The organism is Nitratireductor arenosus, assembly GCF_009742725.1.
Taxonomy (GTDB): domain Bacteria; phylum Pseudomonadota; class Alphaproteobacteria; order Rhizobiales; family Rhizobiaceae; genus Mangrovimarina; species Mangrovimarina arenosa.
Genome location: NZ_WPHG01000002.1, coordinates 225,383 through 242,383, shown reverse-complemented (window position 1 = coordinate 242,383; position 17,001 = coordinate 225,383). Strand labels below are relative to the sequence as shown.

General features: G+C 64.9%; 19 protein-coding genes. 6 read left to right on the top strand and 13 right to left on the bottom strand.

Annotation, left to right across the window (positions count from 1 at the left end; genetic code table 11):
• Window positions 1-37 precede the first annotated feature (37 nt).
• From GN330_RS08100 to GN330_RS08090, 3 genes are all read right to left on the bottom strand, one after another.
• Complete coding sequence (locus tag GN330_RS08100; protein ID WP_156712188.1) at window positions 38-1,258, bottom strand: FAD-dependent oxidoreductase; 1,221 nt, start codon at window positions 1,256-1,258, stop codon at window positions 38-40.
• A 239-nt stretch (window positions 1,259-1,497) separates the two neighbouring features.
• On the bottom strand, window positions 1,498-2,076 hold the full coding sequence (locus tag GN330_RS08095) for a transglycosylase SLT domain-containing protein (protein ID WP_343040589.1): 579 nt from the start codon (window positions 2,074-2,076) through the stop codon (window positions 1,498-1,500).
• Window positions 2,077-2,157: 81 nt separating this feature from the next.
• Window positions 2,158-2,907 (bottom strand): pyridoxine 5'-phosphate synthase, encoded by a 750-nt coding sequence (locus GN330_RS08090; protein ID WP_156712186.1) that lies wholly within the window; start codon window positions 2,905-2,907, stop codon window positions 2,158-2,160.
• A gap of 114 nt (window positions 2,908-3,021) precedes the next feature.
• Here GN330_RS08090 and GN330_RS08085 point away from each other — a divergent pair, with 114 nt between their 5' ends.
• Both GN330_RS08085 and GN330_RS08080 read left to right on the top strand, forming a co-directional pair.
• A complete protein-coding gene (locus GN330_RS08085; protein ID WP_156712879.1) occupies window positions 3,022-3,423 on the top strand; it encodes a SpoIIAA family protein in 402 nt (133 codons plus the stop codon).
• Between the two features lie 120 nt (window positions 3,424-3,543).
• On the top strand, window positions 3,544-4,518 hold the full coding sequence (locus GN330_RS08080; protein ID WP_156712185.1) for a DUF3179 domain-containing protein: 975 nt from the start codon (window positions 3,544-3,546) through the stop codon (window positions 4,516-4,518).
• A 14-nt stretch (window positions 4,519-4,532) separates the two neighbouring features.
• Here GN330_RS08080 and GN330_RS08075 read toward each other — a convergent pair whose 3' ends face one another.
• From GN330_RS08075 to GN330_RS08040, 8 genes are all read right to left on the bottom strand, one after another.
• On the bottom strand, window positions 4,533-5,660 hold the full coding sequence (locus tag GN330_RS08075; protein ID WP_156712184.1) for an ATP-dependent DNA helicase: 1,128 nt from the start codon (window positions 5,658-5,660) through the stop codon (window positions 4,533-4,535).
• 60 nt (window positions 5,661-5,720) lie between these two features.
• Window positions 5,721-6,209 carry a hypothetical protein gene (locus GN330_RS08070; RefSeq protein WP_156712183.1) on the bottom strand — a complete coding sequence of 163 codons (489 nt, stop codon included), beginning with the start codon at window positions 6,207-6,209 and terminating at the stop codon, window positions 5,721-5,723.
• Between the two features lie 46 nt (window positions 6,210-6,255).
• Window positions 6,256-6,582: a nitrile hydratase accessory protein gene (locus tag GN330_RS08065; RefSeq protein WP_156712182.1), complete on the bottom strand. Its 327-nt coding sequence runs from the start codon at window positions 6,580-6,582 to the stop codon at window positions 6,256-6,258.
• Window positions 6,572-7,240 (bottom strand): nitrile hydratase subunit beta, encoded by a 669-nt coding sequence (gene nthB / locus GN330_RS08060; protein WP_343040437.1) that lies wholly within the window; start codon window positions 7,238-7,240, stop codon window positions 6,572-6,574. The genes GN330_RS08065 and nthB overlap by 11 nt, the downstream gene beginning before the upstream one ends.
• Complete coding sequence (gene nthA, locus GN330_RS08055) at window positions 7,237-7,851, bottom strand: nitrile hydratase subunit alpha (protein ID WP_156712877.1); 615 nt, start codon at window positions 7,849-7,851, stop codon at window positions 7,237-7,239. Before nthA ends, nthB begins: the two co-directional genes overlap by 4 nt.
• Window positions 7,852-7,902: 51 nt before the next feature.
• A complete protein-coding gene (locus GN330_RS08050) occupies window positions 7,903-8,499 on the bottom strand; it encodes a LysE family translocator (RefSeq protein ID WP_156712181.1) in 597 nt (198 codons plus the stop codon).
• A gap of 207 nt (window positions 8,500-8,706) precedes the next feature.
• The gene (ilvN, locus tag GN330_RS08045; RefSeq protein ID WP_156712876.1) at window positions 8,707-9,282 is read right to left on the bottom strand and encodes an acetolactate synthase small subunit; all 576 of its coding nucleotides are present in this window, start codon (window positions 9,280-9,282) and stop codon (window positions 8,707-8,709) included.
• 70 nt (window positions 9,283-9,352) lie between these two features.
• Window positions 9,353-11,140 (bottom strand): acetolactate synthase 3 large subunit, encoded by a 1,788-nt coding sequence (locus tag GN330_RS08040; protein WP_156712180.1) that lies wholly within the window; start codon window positions 11,138-11,140, stop codon window positions 9,353-9,355.
• A 330-nt stretch (window positions 11,141-11,470) separates the two neighbouring features.
• Here GN330_RS08040 and GN330_RS08035 point away from each other — a divergent pair, with 330 nt between their 5' ends.
• Window positions 11,471-13,357 carry an ATP-binding protein gene (locus tag GN330_RS08035; protein ID WP_156712179.1) on the top strand — a complete coding sequence of 629 codons (1,887 nt, stop codon included), beginning with the start codon at window positions 11,471-11,473 and terminating at the stop codon, window positions 13,355-13,357.
• 144 nt (window positions 13,358-13,501) lie between these two features.
• Window positions 13,502-13,639, top strand: coding sequence for a hypothetical protein (locus GN330_RS23585; RefSeq protein ID WP_156712178.1), 138 nt, complete (start codon window positions 13,502-13,504; stop codon window positions 13,637-13,639).
• 54 nt (window positions 13,640-13,693) lie between these two features.
• Here GN330_RS23585 and GN330_RS08025 read toward each other — a convergent pair whose 3' ends face one another.
• Window positions 13,694-14,476 carry a GGDEF domain-containing protein gene (locus GN330_RS08025; protein ID WP_156712177.1) on the bottom strand — a complete coding sequence of 261 codons (783 nt, stop codon included), beginning with the start codon at window positions 14,474-14,476 and terminating at the stop codon, window positions 13,694-13,696.
• A 111-nt stretch (window positions 14,477-14,587) separates the two neighbouring features.
• Window positions 14,588-15,535: a tRNA (adenosine(37)-N6)-dimethylallyltransferase MiaA gene (gene miaA / locus GN330_RS08020; RefSeq protein ID WP_156712176.1), complete on the bottom strand. Its 948-nt coding sequence runs from the start codon at window positions 15,533-15,535 to the stop codon at window positions 14,588-14,590.
• Here miaA and serB point away from each other — a divergent pair.
• Both serB and GN330_RS08010 read left to right on the top strand, forming a co-directional pair.
• Complete coding sequence (serB, locus tag GN330_RS08015; RefSeq protein ID WP_156712175.1) at window positions 15,534-16,424, top strand: phosphoserine phosphatase SerB; 891 nt, start codon at window positions 15,534-15,536, stop codon at window positions 16,422-16,424. The two genes, miaA and serB, sit on opposite strands and share 2 nt — an antisense overlap.
• Window positions 16,421-16,984 carry a GNAT family N-acetyltransferase gene (locus GN330_RS08010; protein WP_156712174.1) on the top strand — a complete coding sequence of 188 codons (564 nt, stop codon included), beginning with the start codon at window positions 16,421-16,423 and terminating at the stop codon, window positions 16,982-16,984. The genes serB and GN330_RS08010 overlap by 4 nt, the downstream gene beginning before the upstream one ends.
• The last annotated feature ends 17 nt before the right edge of the window (window positions 16,985-17,001 follow it).

Here is a 17,001-nt window from a genome sequence, read left to right as displayed (position 1 = left end):
GGTTGTCTTAGCGCCATAGCCACGCCGCGCGCAAGGCCTATATTCCGCGCCAGTCGACTTCCCGTAGCCCGATCCGACCAAACGGTCCGAACAGCGTGCCCGCCACCATCGAGGCCAGTATCTGCGGTGCCGGCGGAACACGCGCGACTGTGACCACCAACCGGTCGCGCGCAAACGGCATCACCGTCGAGTCCGACTGATAAAACGGTGTCAGGGCCGCCGAAAGCGCCTGAAAGACGCGCACATGCCAGCGCCGCATGCCGCAATAGGCCTCGAGCGCCGTCGTGACGTCGGACGCCCTGTCCAATGCGTACGCCAACGCAGCCGCGTCGAGCAGCGCCATATTGGCGCCCTGCCCCAATTGCGGACTGGTCGAGTGCGCGGCATCGCCGATCACCGCCAACCCGCGCCCGGCCGGGAATTTGAGCGTATGATGGCCATAGCGCGCCAGGGTGAGCTGGTCGAAATCCGCGATCTGATCGAGATAGGCCCGCGTTTCGGGCCAGAGCCGTTCGACCCTGGCTTTCCAGGCATCGAGCCCGGCCGCGCGAACGGCAGCCGCCTGCGCAGGCTTCAGGCTCCAGAAAAACGCCGCCTGCGCGTCGCCGTCCGGCGTCGGCCGGCCGATCGGCAGAACGCCGATCATCACGCTGGCCTTGTCGTAGCGCTGAACCAGCGCGTGCGGATCGAAACCGTCGCCGCGCCAGTCGAGCGAGGCCCAGAACGCACCATAGGCGAGCGGCCGCGGCTCGCACGGCCGGCGCGCATGCCGCTTCAGCTTCGAGCGCGCCCCGCTAGCATCGACGACGAGATCGAACGGTCCCAGCATGCGGCCGGTCGCGGTGACGATGCGCGGACGGTCCCCCGCGTGATCAAGCGCCTCGATCTCGGTTCCGGTCTCAACGGCAATGCCTGCGGCCCGAACGGCGCCGAACAGCACGTCGAACAGCGCCGCGCGATGCACGGACAGGCCGAAGCGGCCGCCGCGCCAGGCCGCGTAGCGCACATCCAGCACCGTACGACCAGAATGCGCGTCGCTACCGTGCAGCCGGTCGATTCGGCTGCCGCGCGACAGCATGTCGTCGAGGAGGCCGAGCGCGTCGAGCACCGTCAGGCCCGTCGGCTGCAGGATCAGCCCTGAGCCGAGCGGCTGCGCCGCCTCGAAACGCTCAAAAACCGTCACCCGGTGCCCGGCGCGGTTGAGAAAGAGGGCTGCGGCGAGCCCGGCCGGCCCCGCTCCGGCGATCGCAATGTCCATCCAGCCGATCCCCAAGTTTCGGCCAGCAGGTGGCACGCCGGCAAGGTTCCTGACAAGGGAAAGGCGCCGCCCGACAGCCGAAATCAACCGCCGATCGCGATAAGATCAGCCCTAAGTCGTCGCGGAGCGCAGTCGGCCCCGACCTGCCTCCGACGCCGCCTTGCTGAAGCCAGCACGATCGATCGTTTGTCGCCCGATGATTTCTTCGAAGACCGGCCATGGCTTTCAGGTGCGAAAGCCTACCGTCCGCACTGCCGCATCTGGTCGGCGTAGGAATTGGCCATATTGGCGGCCTTGCGGGCCGATTTCTGCATGCCGGCATTGCCGCGCCACACGCCGCGCGCATAGCCCGCCTGCCCGGCGTAATAAGCAAGATAGAGGCTGTAGGCGTCGTTGAGCGCGATGCCGTTCTTGCGGTGGCTGTTGTAGTGATACCAGCCGACGAACTGGATCGCGTCGGCGAAATCGGTTCGGCTCGCCCGCCAGCGTCCGGTTTCGCGCTTGTAACCCTGCCAGGTGCCGTCGAGAGCCTGCGAGTAACCGTAAGCGGTCGACTTACGCTTCCAGGGAATGACCCCGAGCAGCTTCTTGCGCGGCGGCCGGGCGTCGGAATCGAAGCCGGACTCGATGCGGATGGTCGCCATCAGGACCGAAGCCGGCACGCCATATTCGCGCTCGGTGCTCTTGGCCGCCCGATACCAATTGCCGAACCAGCCATCCTTCTGATCGAAGATAGTACACACATTGTTGATGCCGCGCGGCGTGGACCCACAGCCGGCGAGCGCGATCAACAAGACGATGGCAACGACGGTACGAATGACAAATCCTCGTGCTCTGACGAGGATGTAATCGCTAAAATCCTAATAAATCTTGACCGGGCAGCGTGGCAGCGCGTTTGTCTATTGGCCCGCGCAGGCGCGAACGAAGCGCCTGACCGTCTCCGCCATGCCGTATTCGAGCGCATCCGCTGTCAGGCCCTGGCCTATCGAGACTTCCGCCAGGTGCGGAATCGCGCGCGCCAGCGCCGGCAGATTGGCGACCGTCAGATCGTGACCTGCATTGACGCCGAGCCCGGCATCTTTTGCGAGCAAGGCGGTATTTTCCAGCCTTTCCAGTTCCTTGGCGGCTTTTCCGGAATCGTCGTAGCAGGCGCCGTAGGGCCCGGTATAGAACTCGACCCGGTCGGCGCCGGTGGCCTGCGCCGCCGCGATCTGGGCCTGCGAGGCATCGGGGTCGCAAAATAGCGATACCCGCGCCCCATTCTTCTTCAGCCGCGCGACGATGGCGCGCAAGATTTCGCCATTGGCGACGAAATCCCAGCCATGGTCGGAGGTGGCCTGTTCGGGATCGTCCGGCACCAGGGTCACCTGCTCGGGTTCGGCTTTCTCCACCAGGTCGAGGAAATCCTGCGTCGGATAGCCCTCGATATTGAATTCGCGGTCGGGGAACTCGTCGTCGATCAGCGCCCGGATTTCCGGAACGTCGGTGAAACGGATATGGCGCTGATCGGGGCGCGGATGCACGGTGAGCCCGCCGGCGCCCGCCGCGAGCGCGATGCGACCGAGACCGGTCACGCTCGGCCAGGGCAGGTCGCGCCGGTTGCGCAGCATCGCGATCGCGTTGAGGTTTACGGACAGTTTCGCCGGCATGGCTGACTCACGGAATTTTCCAACGCGACGATGTATAATCGCTTTTGCCGGAACGCACAGGACCAAACGCCGTTCATTTTATGGACAGCAAAACGGCAAATGAGGATCAGCATCATGCTCGTCAACGACAACCCGCCCACAATCAGGCGTATCGACACCACACGCGACGACGCCTACGCCTTCGACGTCACCGGTCATGTCACCGCGCCGGACATCGAAAACATGTACGGATTGCTCGAAGGAGCCTACGAGATCCACGACAAGATCGACCTTCTGGTACGCATGTCGTCCTATGAGGGCTTCGACTGGAGCGCGGCCTTCAAGGAAACGACCATGATCGGCAAGACCCACGCGCTGCGGCATATCCGCAAATACGCCGTCGTCGGCGGACCGGCCTGGATCGCCACCATGATGGCGGTCTTCAAGCCGTTCATGTCTCTGGAAATGCGCCATTTCGAGGTGGACGAGGAAGCCGATGCCTGGGCGTGGCTGGACGCCGAACCTGCTGAAGGCTGACCGCGCGCCCGGACGTGTCGCGGCGGCGGCCACCGGCCGACGAACGGCAAGGTGATTTGACCGTGAACGGTGCCCCATGGTGGGCTGAAGCCGAACTTTGTTCAGGCCCGGAGACGCGGGATGAAATTCCTGTGCAAGCTGGTGTTCGTCTGCCTCGCCGGTCTCGCCGCGACCATGGCCGCGCGCGCCGACCCCGACCGTTGGGCACGCGAAGGCTGGAAGACCGATTTTTCGCGTTCCACGATAGATTTTAACGAGATCCTCTCCGGCGGGCCGCCCCGCGACGGCATTCCCTCGATCGACGATCCAAAATTCGCCCCGGCGGCGACCATCGCCACGGTTGGCGATCGCGAACCGGTCATCCGGCTCGCGCTCGGCGACGAAATCCGCGCCTATCCGCTGCAGGTTCTGACCTGGCACGAGATCGTCAATGACGAGATCGGGGGCGTGCCCGTGGCGGTGACCTACTGCCCCTTGTGCAACGCCGCCATCGTCTTCGACCGGCGCCTGGACGGCCGCACCCTCGAATTCGGCACCACCGGCAAGCTGCGCAACTCCGATCTCGTCATGTATGATCGCCGGACCGAAAGCTGGTGGCAGCAATTCACCGGCGAGGCGATCGTCGGCGAACTGACCGGCCGGACGCTCGAACTGCTGCCGTCGCGCATCGTCGCCTTCGAGAGCTTTCGCCGGGAAAATCCCGACGCTCCCGTCCTCGTCCCCAATGATCCGGGCCTGCGCGCCTATGGCCGCAACCCCTATGCGGGCTACGACAGCGCCGCCCGCCCCTTCCTCTACCGTGGCGATCTTCCCGACAACATTTCCGCCATGGCGCGGGTCGTGGTCGTGCGCACCGACGCCGAACCGATCATCGTCAGCCTGAAACGCGTCCGCGAACAGGGTTTCGAGCGAGACGGCTATGATATCCGCTATCTCGACGGCGTCGCCTCCGCGCTCGATCGCTCGGCGATCGCCGAAGGCCGCAATGTCGGTACCGTGCGCGTCACCAGAAACGGCGAGGATGTCGCGCACGACATCACCTTCGCCTTCGTCGCCCACGCCTTCCATCCCGAGATCGAGATCGTCGCCGAATAGGTGGTCACACCGGCCTACCGCACGATGGTCAGCCGCTCTGCGGCGCGGGTGATCGCGGTGTAAAGCCAGCGCTGGCGGGTATCGCGGAACGCATAACTCTCGTCGAACAGCACGACCTCGTCCCATTGCGAGCCCTGCGCCTTGTGCACGGTGAGCGCGTAGCCATAGTCGAAATCGTCGAACCGCTTTTTCTGCTGCCAGGGTATGTCCGCCTCGGGTGTCTCGAACGCGGCTTTCAATAGCTTGATCTTGGCCACGCCCCGGTCGGGATCGTCCTCCTCGGGCGAAACCAGAAGATTAATTCCGGGCTTCACCGTTTCCTTCGAGGCCGTCATGACCTTCCACAGCGACCCGTTGAGCAACCCCTTGGCCGGATCGTTTCTCAGGCACACCAGCTTGTCTCCGGCTTGCGGCAGCGGCCCGGAAAATCCCTTGAGTTCGCGCAGGCGGTGATTGTAGCGCCGCCGCGTGCGGTTGGTGCCGACAAGCACCTGGTCCGCCGACAGAACCAGATCCTGGTCGACCTCCTCGCGCCCGATCACCTGGGCGGCGCCGAAATCGCCCTTCATGAACTCACGACCTTCGCGCACGTCGAGCGCGAGCCGGATGATCGGATTGTCGCGCGCCTGGCGATGGATTTCAGTCAACAGGAAATCGGGCTCGTGCTCGGTAAAAAAGCCGCCGCCCGAAATCGGCGGCAATTGCGCCGGATCGCCCAGCACCAAAACCGGCGTGCCGAAGGTCAACAGGTCGCGCCCGAGCTGTTCGTCGACCATGGAACATTCGTCGATGATGATCAGCTTGGCGCGTGACACCGGGCTTTGCCGGTTGAGCGAGAACGTCGGCGACATCGAGGTTTTGCCGGTGGTCTCGTCCGCGATCGCCTCCTCGCCGCGTGGGCGATAGATCAACGAGTGGATGGTGCGCGCATTGGTGGCGCCCTTGGCGCGCAGCACCTGCGCGGCCTTGCCGGTGAAGGCGGCGAACTGCACGGAGCCGTCGACATGTTCGGCGAAATGCCGCGCGAGCGTCGTCTTACCGGTGCCGGCATAACCGAACAGCCGAAAGATCTGCGGGCTGCCGGCCTTGAGCCAGCGCGATACCGCCTTCAGCGCTTCATCCTGCTGGGGAGAAAATTGCATGGCAACGACAGACAGGATTCGCGCCCGTCACGCAAGGGTGGTTGATGCATGCTGGGGTTGTCAGTCCGACCGAAGGCGCGCGTAGCCCGGCCCGACCGTCAGCGGCTTGGCGGGAACGACGGCGTCGCTGATCTGCGAGCGCACGCTCAACCTGTCGCGCCACAGCACTTCGCGCTCTTCGCGGTCCAGCACCCGGATCGCCACCCGATAGGGCCTGTCCTTTTCGACCCCGCGTACCGACGGCGAACGCAGCGAATAGCGCGCCGTGTCGGTGCCGACGCGCGTGCGCACCACGTGACCGGCCCCGCCGGCGGGGTCTTCGAACGTCGCCTCAATGATCGAGCCGGTCGGCAGCGGGCGCTCGACCAGCGCGGTGAAGCCGTAATAGACGTCGGCCACGCGGTAGTTGAACATGAAGCCGCTGCCGAGGATCTTCAGATAGGGTTTCGACGCCGGATCCTCGCGCGTCAGCCAGCCCGCCGCGAGCAGCAGCGCCAGAAGTACGGCGGTCGCGACAGCTATGCGCGGGACGGTCACCTGTCGGATCATGGCGCGATCCTAGCACCACCGGCCAGTTTCCGCCACGGTCGGGTGCCTAGCCATGCTGTCCGACCGGGTCGTTTTCCAGCAGGATCGGCGCGCCGTGCGGCGTTGCCCTGGCTGCCCTGTGCCAGGCGGCCGCCAATTCGGCGAGCCGCGCGTGGTCGGCAAGGCCCTTTTCGGCAAGCAGGGCCTCGAGCGCGGCAACCACGCCGTGATAATAGTCGCTGCCATCCGCCGCAACGCCGACGCGCGCACGTTCGCGCCCGAGAGCCGCGGCCCATTCGCCCGGCGAGACAAGCCCCTTGTCCTGCAGGGCGAGCGCCAGCGCGAAAGCCTGGGCCTGCCAGGGTTCGGCGAAGCTATTTTCCTCACCGCTCATCGGCCGGCTCCAGATAGTCTTCCCAGGCGTCGATCGACACCGAAAGCGTCGGGTCCGCCGCCTCGCCCCACAATTCGCGCGCCGAAAACACGATGGTGTAGAGATGTTGCGGCGCCTCGCCCGTGCCATGCGCGTTGGCGTCGGGAAACACGAAACCGCCGCGCGCCGCCTCGACCACGCCGACCTTGCCGCGCGCGTATCGCGGCAGGCGCGTATGGCCCTTCGGATGGATGGTGCGTGTACGAACGCGTGCGCCGACTGCGAAGCGCGGCCGGTCCGCGACGGGACGGTCGCACGGCCCGCCCCGGGCGAGCGCGGCCGGCACGTCGGCTGCCCGCAAAACGCGTTTCGGCGCCGCGCCCGCCGCGCGCGCCCGGCCGTCGGCCAGTTCGTCCTCAGTGACGAACCCGTGCCGCACCAAAAGCCGTTCCAGCGCTTTCGTCCAGATCTCGTAATAGCTCGACGCGTAATAGTCGGCCGGGTGCAGGCATTCGCGCGCGTGCCGGCTTTCGTCGATCGTCCAGTGCCCCATCCCACCTGCGGCCAGCGTGACGCCGAGCGCCCGCTTTTCCCAATCGGCATGAAAGATCGGCTCGTCGGCCTCCGGCGCCACCGCGCCGAAACCCATCTGCCCGCCGAGATCGTGCGGCCCGTTCACGATGCGGCCTCCGGCGCCAGCGCCAGTCCGGTGCCGATCATGGAATCGCGCGTCACCAGACCGGCCAGCGCCTCCTCCGCCCAGCCTTGCGTGCCGGAGGGACGTTGCGGCACGACCAGATAGCGCAGCTCGGCGGTCGAATCCCACACCCGGATCGCGGTTTCACCCGGCAATCGCAGCCCGAACTCCTCCAGGACGCCGCGCGGATCGATCACCGCCCGCGAACGATAGGGTGGCGATTTGTACCAGACCGGCGGCAGGCCGAGCACCGACCACGGATAGCAAGAACACAGCGTGCACACGACCAGGTTATGGGTGTCGGCACTGTTGAACACTGCCTGCATGTGCTCGCCCTGGCGGCCCGTAAAACCGAGCGAGGCGATCGCGGCGGTGGCGTCGCTGCGCAGCCAGTCGGCAAAGGCGGGATCTGCCCAGGCTTTGGCAACGACGCGGGCGCCGTTTTTCGGCCCGACCTTGTGTTCGTAGGTCTCCACGATCGCGTCGACGGCGGCCGGGTCGATCAGCCCCTTCTCGGCAAGCACGGTTTCCAGCGCCCGCACGCGCGCCGTCATCGGATCGAGATCGTTGTCGTGAGGGTGATCATGCGCCATGGTGGCGGAGAATATGGCGGGCGCCACGCCAGGGCAAGATGCCTCCGGCCGTCAGCGCAACATCGGCCACAGCGTCGCGGCGAGGAGCAGTCCCATGGCGATGTTGAACCATTTCAGCCGCGCCGGATCGGCAAGAAACCGCCGCAACGCCACCCCGAACCCGGCCCAGGACGACACGCAGGGCACGTTGACGATGCCGAAGGCGACGGCGACCAGAAGCACGGAACCGAACGGCTTGTCGGGGCTGGTGTAGAGCACCATCGCCGTCACCGCCATCACCCAGGCCTTCGGATTGACCCATTGGAACGCCGCGGCCGACAGGAAGGACATCGGGCTGCCGGCCGTCTTGCCGCTGTTGCCGATCGAACGCGAACTGGCGATCCGCCAGGCGAGATAAAGCAGATAGGCGCCGCCCGCGACTTTCAGCACGAGATGTAGCGAGGGGTATGCGGCAAGCAGCGCACCGAGCCCGAAACCGACCGCCAGAAGCAGGCTTACCAGGCCGGCGCCAATGCCGAGCATATGCGGCACGGTGCGCCAGAATCCGAAATTCACGCCCGAGGCCAAAAGCATGACATTGTTAGGGCCCGGCGTGATCGAGGAGACGAAGGCGAAAACCAGCAAGGCGAAGAAGACGTCGGCGGTCATGATCCGATCCCGTTTGGCACCATGCCCGCCGCGCATCATTGGCCATCGCGAGCATATATTTAGGACAGCATTATTGTCCTAAATTACCCGGAAATCGAATCCGAACTTGTCTTGGGAACAATGTCCGCGATCGAAATAACATCATGCGTCGCACGGCGCCGGGAGGAACGCCGCCCGGCCGGGACAACCAGTGCGGCCCGGCCGGTCTTACTGCATGCCCTGGGCGCCGCGATTGAGCGCTGCCACGCCGGTACGACACACTTCGACCAGGCCGAGCGGTTGCATGATGGCAATGAACTGTTCGATCTTGGAGACCCTGCCGGTGATCTCGAAGATGAAATGCTCGGTATTGGCGTCGATCACCTGCGCGCGGAAGGCGTCGGCAAGGCGAAGCGCCTCCACCCGGTGATCGCCGGTGCCCGCCACCTTGACCAGAGCCAGTTCGCGCTCCAGCGGCCGGTCCTGGCCGCGTTCGCGCGCCACCACGGTCAGATCCACCACCTTGTGCACCGGCACGATGCGCTCGAGCTGGTGTTTGATCTGCTCCAGCACATGCGGCGTGCCGCGTGTGACGATGGTGATGCGCGACAGGTGCCGTTCGTGTTCGGTCTCCGACACCGTCAGGCTGTCGATATTGTAGCCGCGGCCCGAAAACAGCCCGATCACACGCGCCAGAACACCCGGTTCGTTATCGACAAGTACCGACAGCGTGCGGGCTTCGTCACTTTCCGTCTCGCGCGCGATGAAATAGGCGGAGCCGGTCGGTTTGAGTTGAGCGTTCATCATTTGCGTCTCTCGTTGTGCCCTGTCGCAAGCCGGTTTCCGCCGTTGCGGAACGCCCACCTGTACTGCCTCACACCAGTTCCCTGCCCTTGGCGTCGATCGCGTTGGCGACCGCCTCGTCAGTCGCCTCGTCGGGCAGCAACATCTCGTTATGGGCCTTGCCGGACGGGATCATGGGGAAGCAGTTCGCCAAATTGGCCACACGACAATCGAAGATCACGGGTTTCTTCACCGCGATCATTTCCTCGATCTTGTCGTCCAACTCGCCCGGCTTTTCGCAGCGTATGCCGTAGCCGCCATAGGCTTCGGCCAGCTTGACGAAATCCGGCAGCGACTCCGTGTAGGAATGCGACAGGCGGTTGCCGTGCAGCAATTGCTGCCATTGCCGGACCATGCCCATATACTGGTTGTTGAGAATGAAGATCTTGATCGGCGCCTCGTACTGGACGGCGGAGCTCATCTCCTGGATCGTCATCAGCACCGAGGCATCGCCGGCGATGTCGATCACCAGACTGTCACGATGGGCAATCTGCACGCCGAGCGCGGCCGGCAGGCCATAGCCCATCGTGCCAAGCCCGCCGCTGGTCATCCAGCGATTGGGCTTTTCGAAACCGTAATGCTGTGCCGCCCACATCTGATGCTGGCCGACTTCGGTGGTGATGAAGGTGTCGCGGTCCTTGGTCAGCTCGTAGAGCCGCTGGACGGCGTATTGCGGCATGATGACGGTGTCATTCGGCCTGTAGGCCAGCGAGTCGCGCGCGCGCCAGCGTTCGATCTGCTCCCACCAGGGCGCAAGCGCGGCGCGGTCGGGCTTGACCGTCGCGCGCCACAGCCGCACGACATCCTCCAGCACCCGTCCGACATCGCCCAGGATCGGGATGTCGGCGTGAACGTTCTTGTTGATCGAGGACGGGTCGATGTCGATATGGATCTTTTTCGAATCGGGGGAAAACGCATCCAGACGCCCGGTGATGCGGTCGTCGAAGCGCGCGCCGATGCACAGCATCACATCGCAATCGTGCATGGCCATGTTGGCCTCGAACGTGCCGTGCATGCCCAGCATGCCGAGCCAATGTTTACCCGAGGCCGGATAGGCGCCGAGCCCCATCAGCGTCGAGGTGATCGGGAAGCCGGTCAGGTCGACGAATTCGCGCAACAAATGGCTCGCTTCGGTTCCCGAATTGACGACGCCGCCGCCCGAGTAGATCACCGGTTTTTTGGCGCCGGCGAGCAGGTGCACGGCCGCCTTGATCGCCTCCAGATCGCCTTGCACGCGCGGCCGGTACGACGTTCGAGGAGCCTGCTGCGGTGGGGTATAGATGCCCTTGGCGAACTGGATGTCCTTGGGAATGTCGACCACGACCGGTCCCGGCCGGCCGGTGGTGGCGACATGGAACGCCTCGTGGATGATGCTCGCGAGCTGGTTGACGTCCTTGACCAGCCAATTGTGCTTGGTGCACGGGCGGGTGATGCCGACCGTGTCGCATTCCTGGAAAGCGTCCGAACCGATCAGCGTGGTGGGCACCTGGCCGGTGATGCAGACCAGCGGAATGGAATCCATCAGCGCGTCCTGCAGCGGCGTGACGGCGTTGGTTGCGCCCGGCCCGGACGTCACCAGCATCACCCCCGCCTTGCCCGTCGAGCGCGCATATCCTTCGGCAGCGTGTCCCGCGCCCTGCTCGTGCCGGACCAGGATATGCTCGACGTCGTCCTGCTGGAAAAGCTCGTCATAAATGGGAAGCACCGCGCCGCCGGGATAGCCGAAGATGTGTTCCACGCCGTTGTCCTTCAGCGCCTGCACGACCATCTCCGCGCCCGTCATCTCGGCACGGCCGGCATCGTCTCTCGGGTTCACCATTGTCTTTCGTCCCAACTTTCTTCTGCGCGCTGCCGCCATGGTCCTTTAGCGGCGATCCTGACAATAAAAAAGGCCCCCGAGGGAGCCTGTCGATCGCGCATGGGGTGCTTTCGCCCGGCGGTTACACCGCCTTGCCCATGCGCGTTTCTACTACGAGAATGATCCGTGTGTTCATGGGCGCGGACTTTAGGCACGGTTTTGGCCGGCGTCAACGCGAAAACGCGCCCGCGCCCGCCCGGTGGCTCGTTAGGGAAATTTCTACCAAACCCTCACACGCCGCCTTAACCCAGCGGCGCTACCTTGGCGGCAACGAGGTACGGGGGCGTGTCGATGAAATATGCCGAGGACGGCAAGGCCGTCGGCGAAACAGTGAGCCAGGAAAGGCGCAACCCCCAGCAGCCGGACGCCCGGATGCTGGGACGCGTCATCCAGTGCGACGGCGCCCGCGCGATCATTTCCTCCTATGTGGACGCGGCCGAGGACGCGCCGACCGATTTGTGGAACATCGGCAGGCTGATCTCGGTCTCGACTGGCCAAACCCGTCTCGTCGGCCTGGTCTGCTCGATCGAGACGCCATCTGGCATCTGGGCCGACGCCGGCGCCAACCCGATCAAGGTGCATCTCGAACTGATCGGCGAGGTTCGCGACGAACCCGGCACCCGCCGCCCGATCTTCGATCGCGGCATCACCGTCTATCCCAATATCGGCTCGGTCGCGCATCAGATCAGGGCGCGCGACCTGGAGGCGGTTTACCAGTTGGAGGGCAAACGCGCGATCCCGGTCGGCCAGTTGGCCCAGAACACCAAGCTGCCGGCGCGCATCTCGATCGATTGCATGCTCAACCGCCATTTCGCGATCGTCGGCACGACCGGGGTCGGCAAGTCGTCCGCGGTTTCGCTGCTTCTGCACAAGGCCATCGAGGAACGCCGGGATCTGCGCGTTCTCATCCTCGACCCGCACAACGAATTCTCGGCCGCCTTTCCCAATCAGGCCGCGCGCATGGACCAGACGACGCTCGACCTGCCGTTCTGGCTGTTCCGGCTCGAGGAATTCACCGAGGTGCTGTTCCGCGGCCGAGACGGCGTCGTCGAGGAGATCGATATTCTCCGTGATCTGATCCCCGCGGCCAAGGTGGCCTATCGTCAGCCTTCCGGCTCCGGGCGCCTACGGCGTTCGTCCGACCACGGTTCCATCACCGCCGACACGCCGGTACCCTACCGCATCAACGACCTCATCAAGCTGGTCGATGAGCGCATGGGCATGCTCGATTCCAAGGCGGAGCGTCCGGTCCTGCGTTCGCTTCGCGGACGGCTGGAAAGCATCGTCAACGACCCGTCCTACCGCTTCATGTTCGCGCCGAGCCTGGTCGAGGATTCCATCCACGACATCATCGGCAAGATCTTCCGCGTTCCCCATCACGGCAAGCCGGTAATGTGCTTTCAGATGGCCGGCATGCCGTCGGAAGTGGTCAATTCGGTCTGCTCGGTGCTGGCAAGGCTCGCCTTCGATCTCGCCCAGGCAAGCGCGAACCGGCTGAAGCTGCTGGTGCTGTGTGAGGAAGCCCACCGCTATATGCCGTCCGACCCGCGGCTCGGCTTCGCGCCGACCCGCCACGCCCTTGCCCGGATCGCCAAGGAAGGTCGCAAATATGGCTGCTATCTCGGCGTTGTGACACAGCGCCCCGGTGAACTCGATCCGACCATCCTGTCGCAATGCTCGACCGTGTTCGCCATGCGCCTGTCCAATGACCGCGACCAGGAGATCATCCGCAGCGCGATCGCCGATTCGTCGGCCTCCACCCTGTCCTTCCTGTCGTCCATGGGCCAACGCGAGGCGATCGCCTTCGGCGAGGGCGTCGCCACGCCGATGCGCCTGAAATTCGAGGAACTCAGCCCCGAAATGATCCCCGGCGCCCACGCCGACGGCGACATCGGCAATGTGAACGAGCCGAACGACATCGACCTTTCGGCGATGATCGACCGGATGCGGCACGTCAACCGTGCCGACCCCGCCGACACCGACGATCCGCAAGACGACCCCACCTTCTTCGGCGAACCGAGCACCTTGTTGAAACGGTCCTTGCCCGGCGGCGGGCTGAATGGCGGCGACTGGAGCCGCGGCAGACAGAATGGCGGCGCGGCGGTCCCGGCGTTTGACGAGGAACCGCGACGCGCGCGACGCTTCGGCGACGAGACCTACCGCCCGATCCGCGATTAGAGCCGTTCTTCCTTGGATGGGTCCGTCTGGTCGCCGGGACTTCATGGTCTGGTCGGGAGCGTACGGCGATATTGGGCTAGGCGCTGGAAGCCGAGCGCGGCACCACTGAAGGCGCGAAAGACCAAGGTCGGACATGCCGGTTTGATGAGCGAAGTCAAAAGCCGGCACCAGTCGCGGCTTGGACGCCTTTTCGTGTCCGGCTGCCTCGAAGCCCTGTTGGAAGGAAAAATCCATTCCATCAAACGGCTTCCATTTGACGATGTCCGGCTCACGCCCGCATAAACCCGCGGGGCGAAACCGCCAATATCCGAAACGTCAAAATGCTGGAGCTTGGCCTTACGCGCAGACCCGGTTACGGCCCATGCGTTTGGCCTGGTAGAGCAAGCGGTCGGCGCGGCGGAAGAAATCCTCCGCGGTTTCCTTGCCGTCCCAGATCGCGATACCGACGCTTGTGGTCACTTTCAGGCGGATATTGCCCGACACGACGGTCAGGCCTGAGATGGCCTTGCGGATGCGCTCCGCGAGCTTGGCGAGCAACTCCTGGTCCATGTTCGGCGCGACAACGGCGAATTCCTCCCCTCCCAGCCGCGCGGCGACGTCGTGGTAGCGCGTGAAATCGCGCAGGCAGCCCGCCACCGCCCGCAACACCTCGTCGCCGACATCGTGACCATGCGTGTCGTTGACGGATTTGAAGTGATCGAGATCGAGGATCATCAACCCGATCGGTTTGCCGATGCGGCGGAACTCGTGCAGATATTCGCGCAGCGCGTCGTCGAAATAACGCCGGTTCTGCATGCCGGTCAGGCCATCGGTCAACGCCGCCTGCTCGAGCGTCTCGGAGCGTGCACTCAGCGATGCCGTCATTTCGCGCAGCTTGCCCTCTTCCTTCACCTGGGTGCGGATAAGCGGGTAGATGAAAAACATGCCGAAAAACACCGCGACGGCCAAAAGCATCACCGAGGCGAACAGGAGCTGCGACGGGCGCATGCCCGCCGTGCCGAATCCGCCCATCGCCTCATAACCGCCAAGCGTGTCGTAGGCCACGAGCGTGAAGCCCCCCGAGGTGAGGATCAGAGCGATAAACGCAAAAAACGCCGATTCCGATTTATGGAAGCGCATTGTCCACCACCGACCAGTCGAAATCGAGTTTCGCACGTGTTTGTTTACGGCCGTGTTAATGACTGCAACCTTTGCGTGAATTTTTTCTATCTGGAATGTCGCTGCCACCTCTTAAACCCGAGGGGTAAACAATCTTCCCACCGTCATGTCCGGCGTGACTTTCGTCCATGACGGGTCGAGTTGATTGCGAAACCACGTCGACTGGCGCTTGGCATAACGCCTGGTCGCGATCTTGGCGCGCGAAACGGCATCCTCGAGCGTGGTCTCGCCGGCAAGGACTGCGGCAAGCTCGGGCACGCCGATCGCCTTCATCGCCGGCAGGGCCGGATCGATGGCGCGCGCGACGAGCGCCCTCACCTCCTCAAGGGCGCCAGACGCCATCATGTCGTCGAAACGCCTGTCTATCCTGCCCGTCAACGCCGCGCGGTCGACATCGAGCACGAAGCGGCGCACTGTGTCTGAATCCACGATTGCCGGCGCCTGGCGCGCCTGCCAATCGCCGATCGGGCGGCCGGTATGGTCAAACACCTCCAGGGCGCGCACGATCCGCTGGCCGTCGGCCGGCGCAAGCCTTGCCGCGCTCGCCGGATCGCGCGCATCGAGGTCGCGGTGAAGCGCTTCGCTCCCCTCGCGCGCGAGGCGATCGCGCCAGCGGCGGCGCACCGCGGCGGGAACGTCCGGCATGTCCGACAGCCCGCCTTCCAGCGCACGAAAATAAAGTCCCGTCCCCCCGACGAAGATGAACGGGGCATTGTCGGCGCCAAAACGGTCCACAAGCGCAACGACATCGCGCAGCCACGCGCCGGTGGAATAGGCCCTTGCCGGATCGACATGACCGTAAAGATGGTGCGGCGCCCGGTCGAGTGCGGCCCGATCCGGCCGTGCGGTGATGCGTTCGAGCATCGCGTAGACCTGCATGGAATCGGCATTCACGATCCGCCCGCCGCTGCGCTCGGCCAACGCCAGCGCCAGTCGCGACTTGCCGGTGGCGGTCGGGCCGGCTATCAGGATCGCGTTTTTCAACGGCGCCCGGCGTTCCGCCGGTGCAGGATTTTTCATGGCACTCGTCGCAACAATCATTTCCAACCCCGTCGCCCGCGCGCTCAGCGAGGACGCGGCGACTATGGCGATATCGGCCCTCGGCGCAAGCCGGATCGACTGGCTCGCACCCGCCATCGCCGCCGACATCGTCGTGCCGGAGGGTGTGGATCATGCCGAGGCCGCCGCGCGGCTACGCGCCGCGCTCGAGGATTACCCCCTCGACATAGTCGTTCAGGACGAGGCCGGACGACGCAAGAAAATCCTGATCGCCGACATGGATTCCACCATGATCGGCCAGGAATGCATCGATGAGCTCGCCGATGAGGTCGGCCTGCGCGGCCAGGTCGAGACGATCACCGCCCGCGCCATGGACGGCGAGATCGCCTTCGAACCGGCCCTGCGCGAACGCGTGGCGCTTCTCAAAGGCCTGCCGGTCGAGGTCGTCGCGCGTGTGATCGCCGAGCGCATCACGCTTGCCCCAGGCGGCCGCGAGCTCGTTGCCACCATGCGAAAAAACGGCGCCTTCACCGCGCTTGTGTCGGGCGGCTTCACGCTGTTTACCGGGCCGGTCGCCGCCATGCTCGGCTTTCACGACAACCAGGCCAACCGGCTGGTCGAGGAGAACGGTGTCCTGACCGGCCGGGTCGACGAGCCGATCCTGGGCCGCAGCGCCAAGGCCGAGGCCCTGCACGCGATCGCCGCGCGTCTTGGCCTTGGCGTTCAGGACGCCATCGCCGTTGGCGACGGCGCCAACGATCTCGACATGCTCCAGCTCGCCGGAACTGGTGTGGCGCTGCACGCCAAGCCGAGCGTCGCCGCCCAGGCCCGCATCCGGGTCGACTATGGCGACCTGACGGCACTGCTCTACCTGCAGGGTTATCGCCAGTCCGAGTTCGACCGGCCATGAGACTGGAAACCCAACGACTGGTGATCCGCAACTGGCAGGATCGCGACCGCGAGCTGTTTTTCCAGATCAATTCCGACGATCGGGTGATGGCGTTTTTTCCCTTCCGCCGCGACCGCGAGCAGGCAGACCAGCTATTCGACCTGCTGCGAGACGGCATCGCCAGGAACGGTTACGGCTTCGCGGCGCTGGAACTGCGCGCCACCGGCACGACGGTCGGTTTCGCCGGCATCCAGCCGGCCGGCCTGGAACCGACCCTGCCTGCCGAAACCTTCGAGATCGGCTGGCGGCTGGCGCCGGAATTTTGGAGCAACGGCTACGCCAGCGAGGCCGCCAAGGCCCTGCTCGCCTACGGTTTCGGCGATCTCGGCTTGAGCGAGATCGTGTCGTTCGCCGTGTGGAACAACACGCGCTCGACCGCGGTGATGGAGCGGATCGGCATGCGGCGCGTGCTCGGACAGGACTTCGATCACCCGAAGGTGCCCGAAAGCCATCCCGACTTGCGCCGCCACGTCCTCTACCGCCTTGCCCGGGAGGACTGGCTGGCGCGCGCCACGCCATAGACGGCCCGACCGACCAG

What these genes read in the sequence shown, in the direction of transcription:
- GN330_RS08100 (WP_156712188.1), bottom strand. Translation starts at nt 1,258, where the DNA reads ATGGACATTGCGATCGCCGGAGCGGGGCCGGCCGGGCTCGCCGCAGCC.
- GN330_RS08090 (WP_156712186.1), bottom strand. Translation starts at nt 2,907, where the DNA reads ATGCCGGCGAAACTGTCCGTAAACCTCAACGCGATCGCGATGCTGCGC.
- GN330_RS08085 (WP_156712879.1), top strand. Translation starts at nt 3,022, where the DNA reads ATGCTCGTCAACGACAACCCGCCCACAATCAGGCGTATCGACACCACA.
- GN330_RS08080 (WP_156712185.1), top strand. Translation starts at nt 3,544, where the DNA reads ATGAAATTCCTGTGCAAGCTGGTGTTCGTCTGCCTCGCCGGTCTCGCC.
- GN330_RS08075 (WP_156712184.1), bottom strand. Translation starts at nt 5,660, where the DNA reads ATGCAATTTTCTCCCCAGCAGGATGAAGCGCTGAAGGCGGTATCGCGC.
- GN330_RS08070 (WP_156712183.1), bottom strand. Translation starts at nt 6,209, where the DNA reads ATGATCCGACAGGTGACCGTCCCGCGCATAGCTGTCGCGACCGCCGTA.
- GN330_RS08065 (WP_156712182.1), bottom strand. Translation starts at nt 6,582, where the DNA reads ATGAGCGGTGAGGAAAATAGCTTCGCCGAACCCTGGCAGGCCCAGGCT.
- nthA (WP_156712877.1), bottom strand. Translation starts at nt 7,851, where the DNA reads ATGGCGCATGATCACCCTCACGACAACGATCTCGATCCGATGACGGCG.
- GN330_RS08050 (WP_156712181.1), bottom strand. Translation starts at nt 8,499, where the DNA reads ATGACCGCCGACGTCTTCTTCGCCTTGCTGGTTTTCGCCTTCGTCTCC.
- ilvN (WP_156712876.1), bottom strand. Translation starts at nt 9,282, where the DNA reads ATGAACGCTCAACTCAAACCGACCGGCTCCGCCTATTTCATCGCGCGC.
- GN330_RS08040 (WP_156712180.1), bottom strand. Translation starts at nt 11,140, where the DNA reads ATGGTGAACCCGAGAGACGATGCCGGCCGTGCCGAGATGACGGGCGCG.
- GN330_RS08035 (WP_156712179.1), top strand. Translation starts at nt 11,471, where the DNA reads ATGAAATATGCCGAGGACGGCAAGGCCGTCGGCGAAACAGTGAGCCAG.
- GN330_RS23585 (WP_156712178.1), top strand. Translation starts at nt 13,502, where the DNA reads ATGAGCGAAGTCAAAAGCCGGCACCAGTCGCGGCTTGGACGCCTTTTC.
- GN330_RS08025 (WP_156712177.1), bottom strand. Translation starts at nt 14,476, where the DNA reads ATGCGCTTCCATAAATCGGAATCGGCGTTTTTTGCGTTTATCGCTCTG.
- serB (WP_156712175.1), top strand. Translation starts at nt 15,534, where the DNA reads ATGGCACTCGTCGCAACAATCATTTCCAACCCCGTCGCCCGCGCGCTC.
- miaA (WP_156712176.1), bottom strand. Translation starts at nt 15,535, where the DNA reads ATGAAAAATCCTGCACCGGCGGAACGCCGGGCGCCGTTGAAAAACGCG.
- GN330_RS08010 (WP_156712174.1), top strand. Translation starts at nt 16,421, where the DNA reads ATGAGACTGGAAACCCAACGACTGGTGATCCGCAACTGGCAGGATCGC.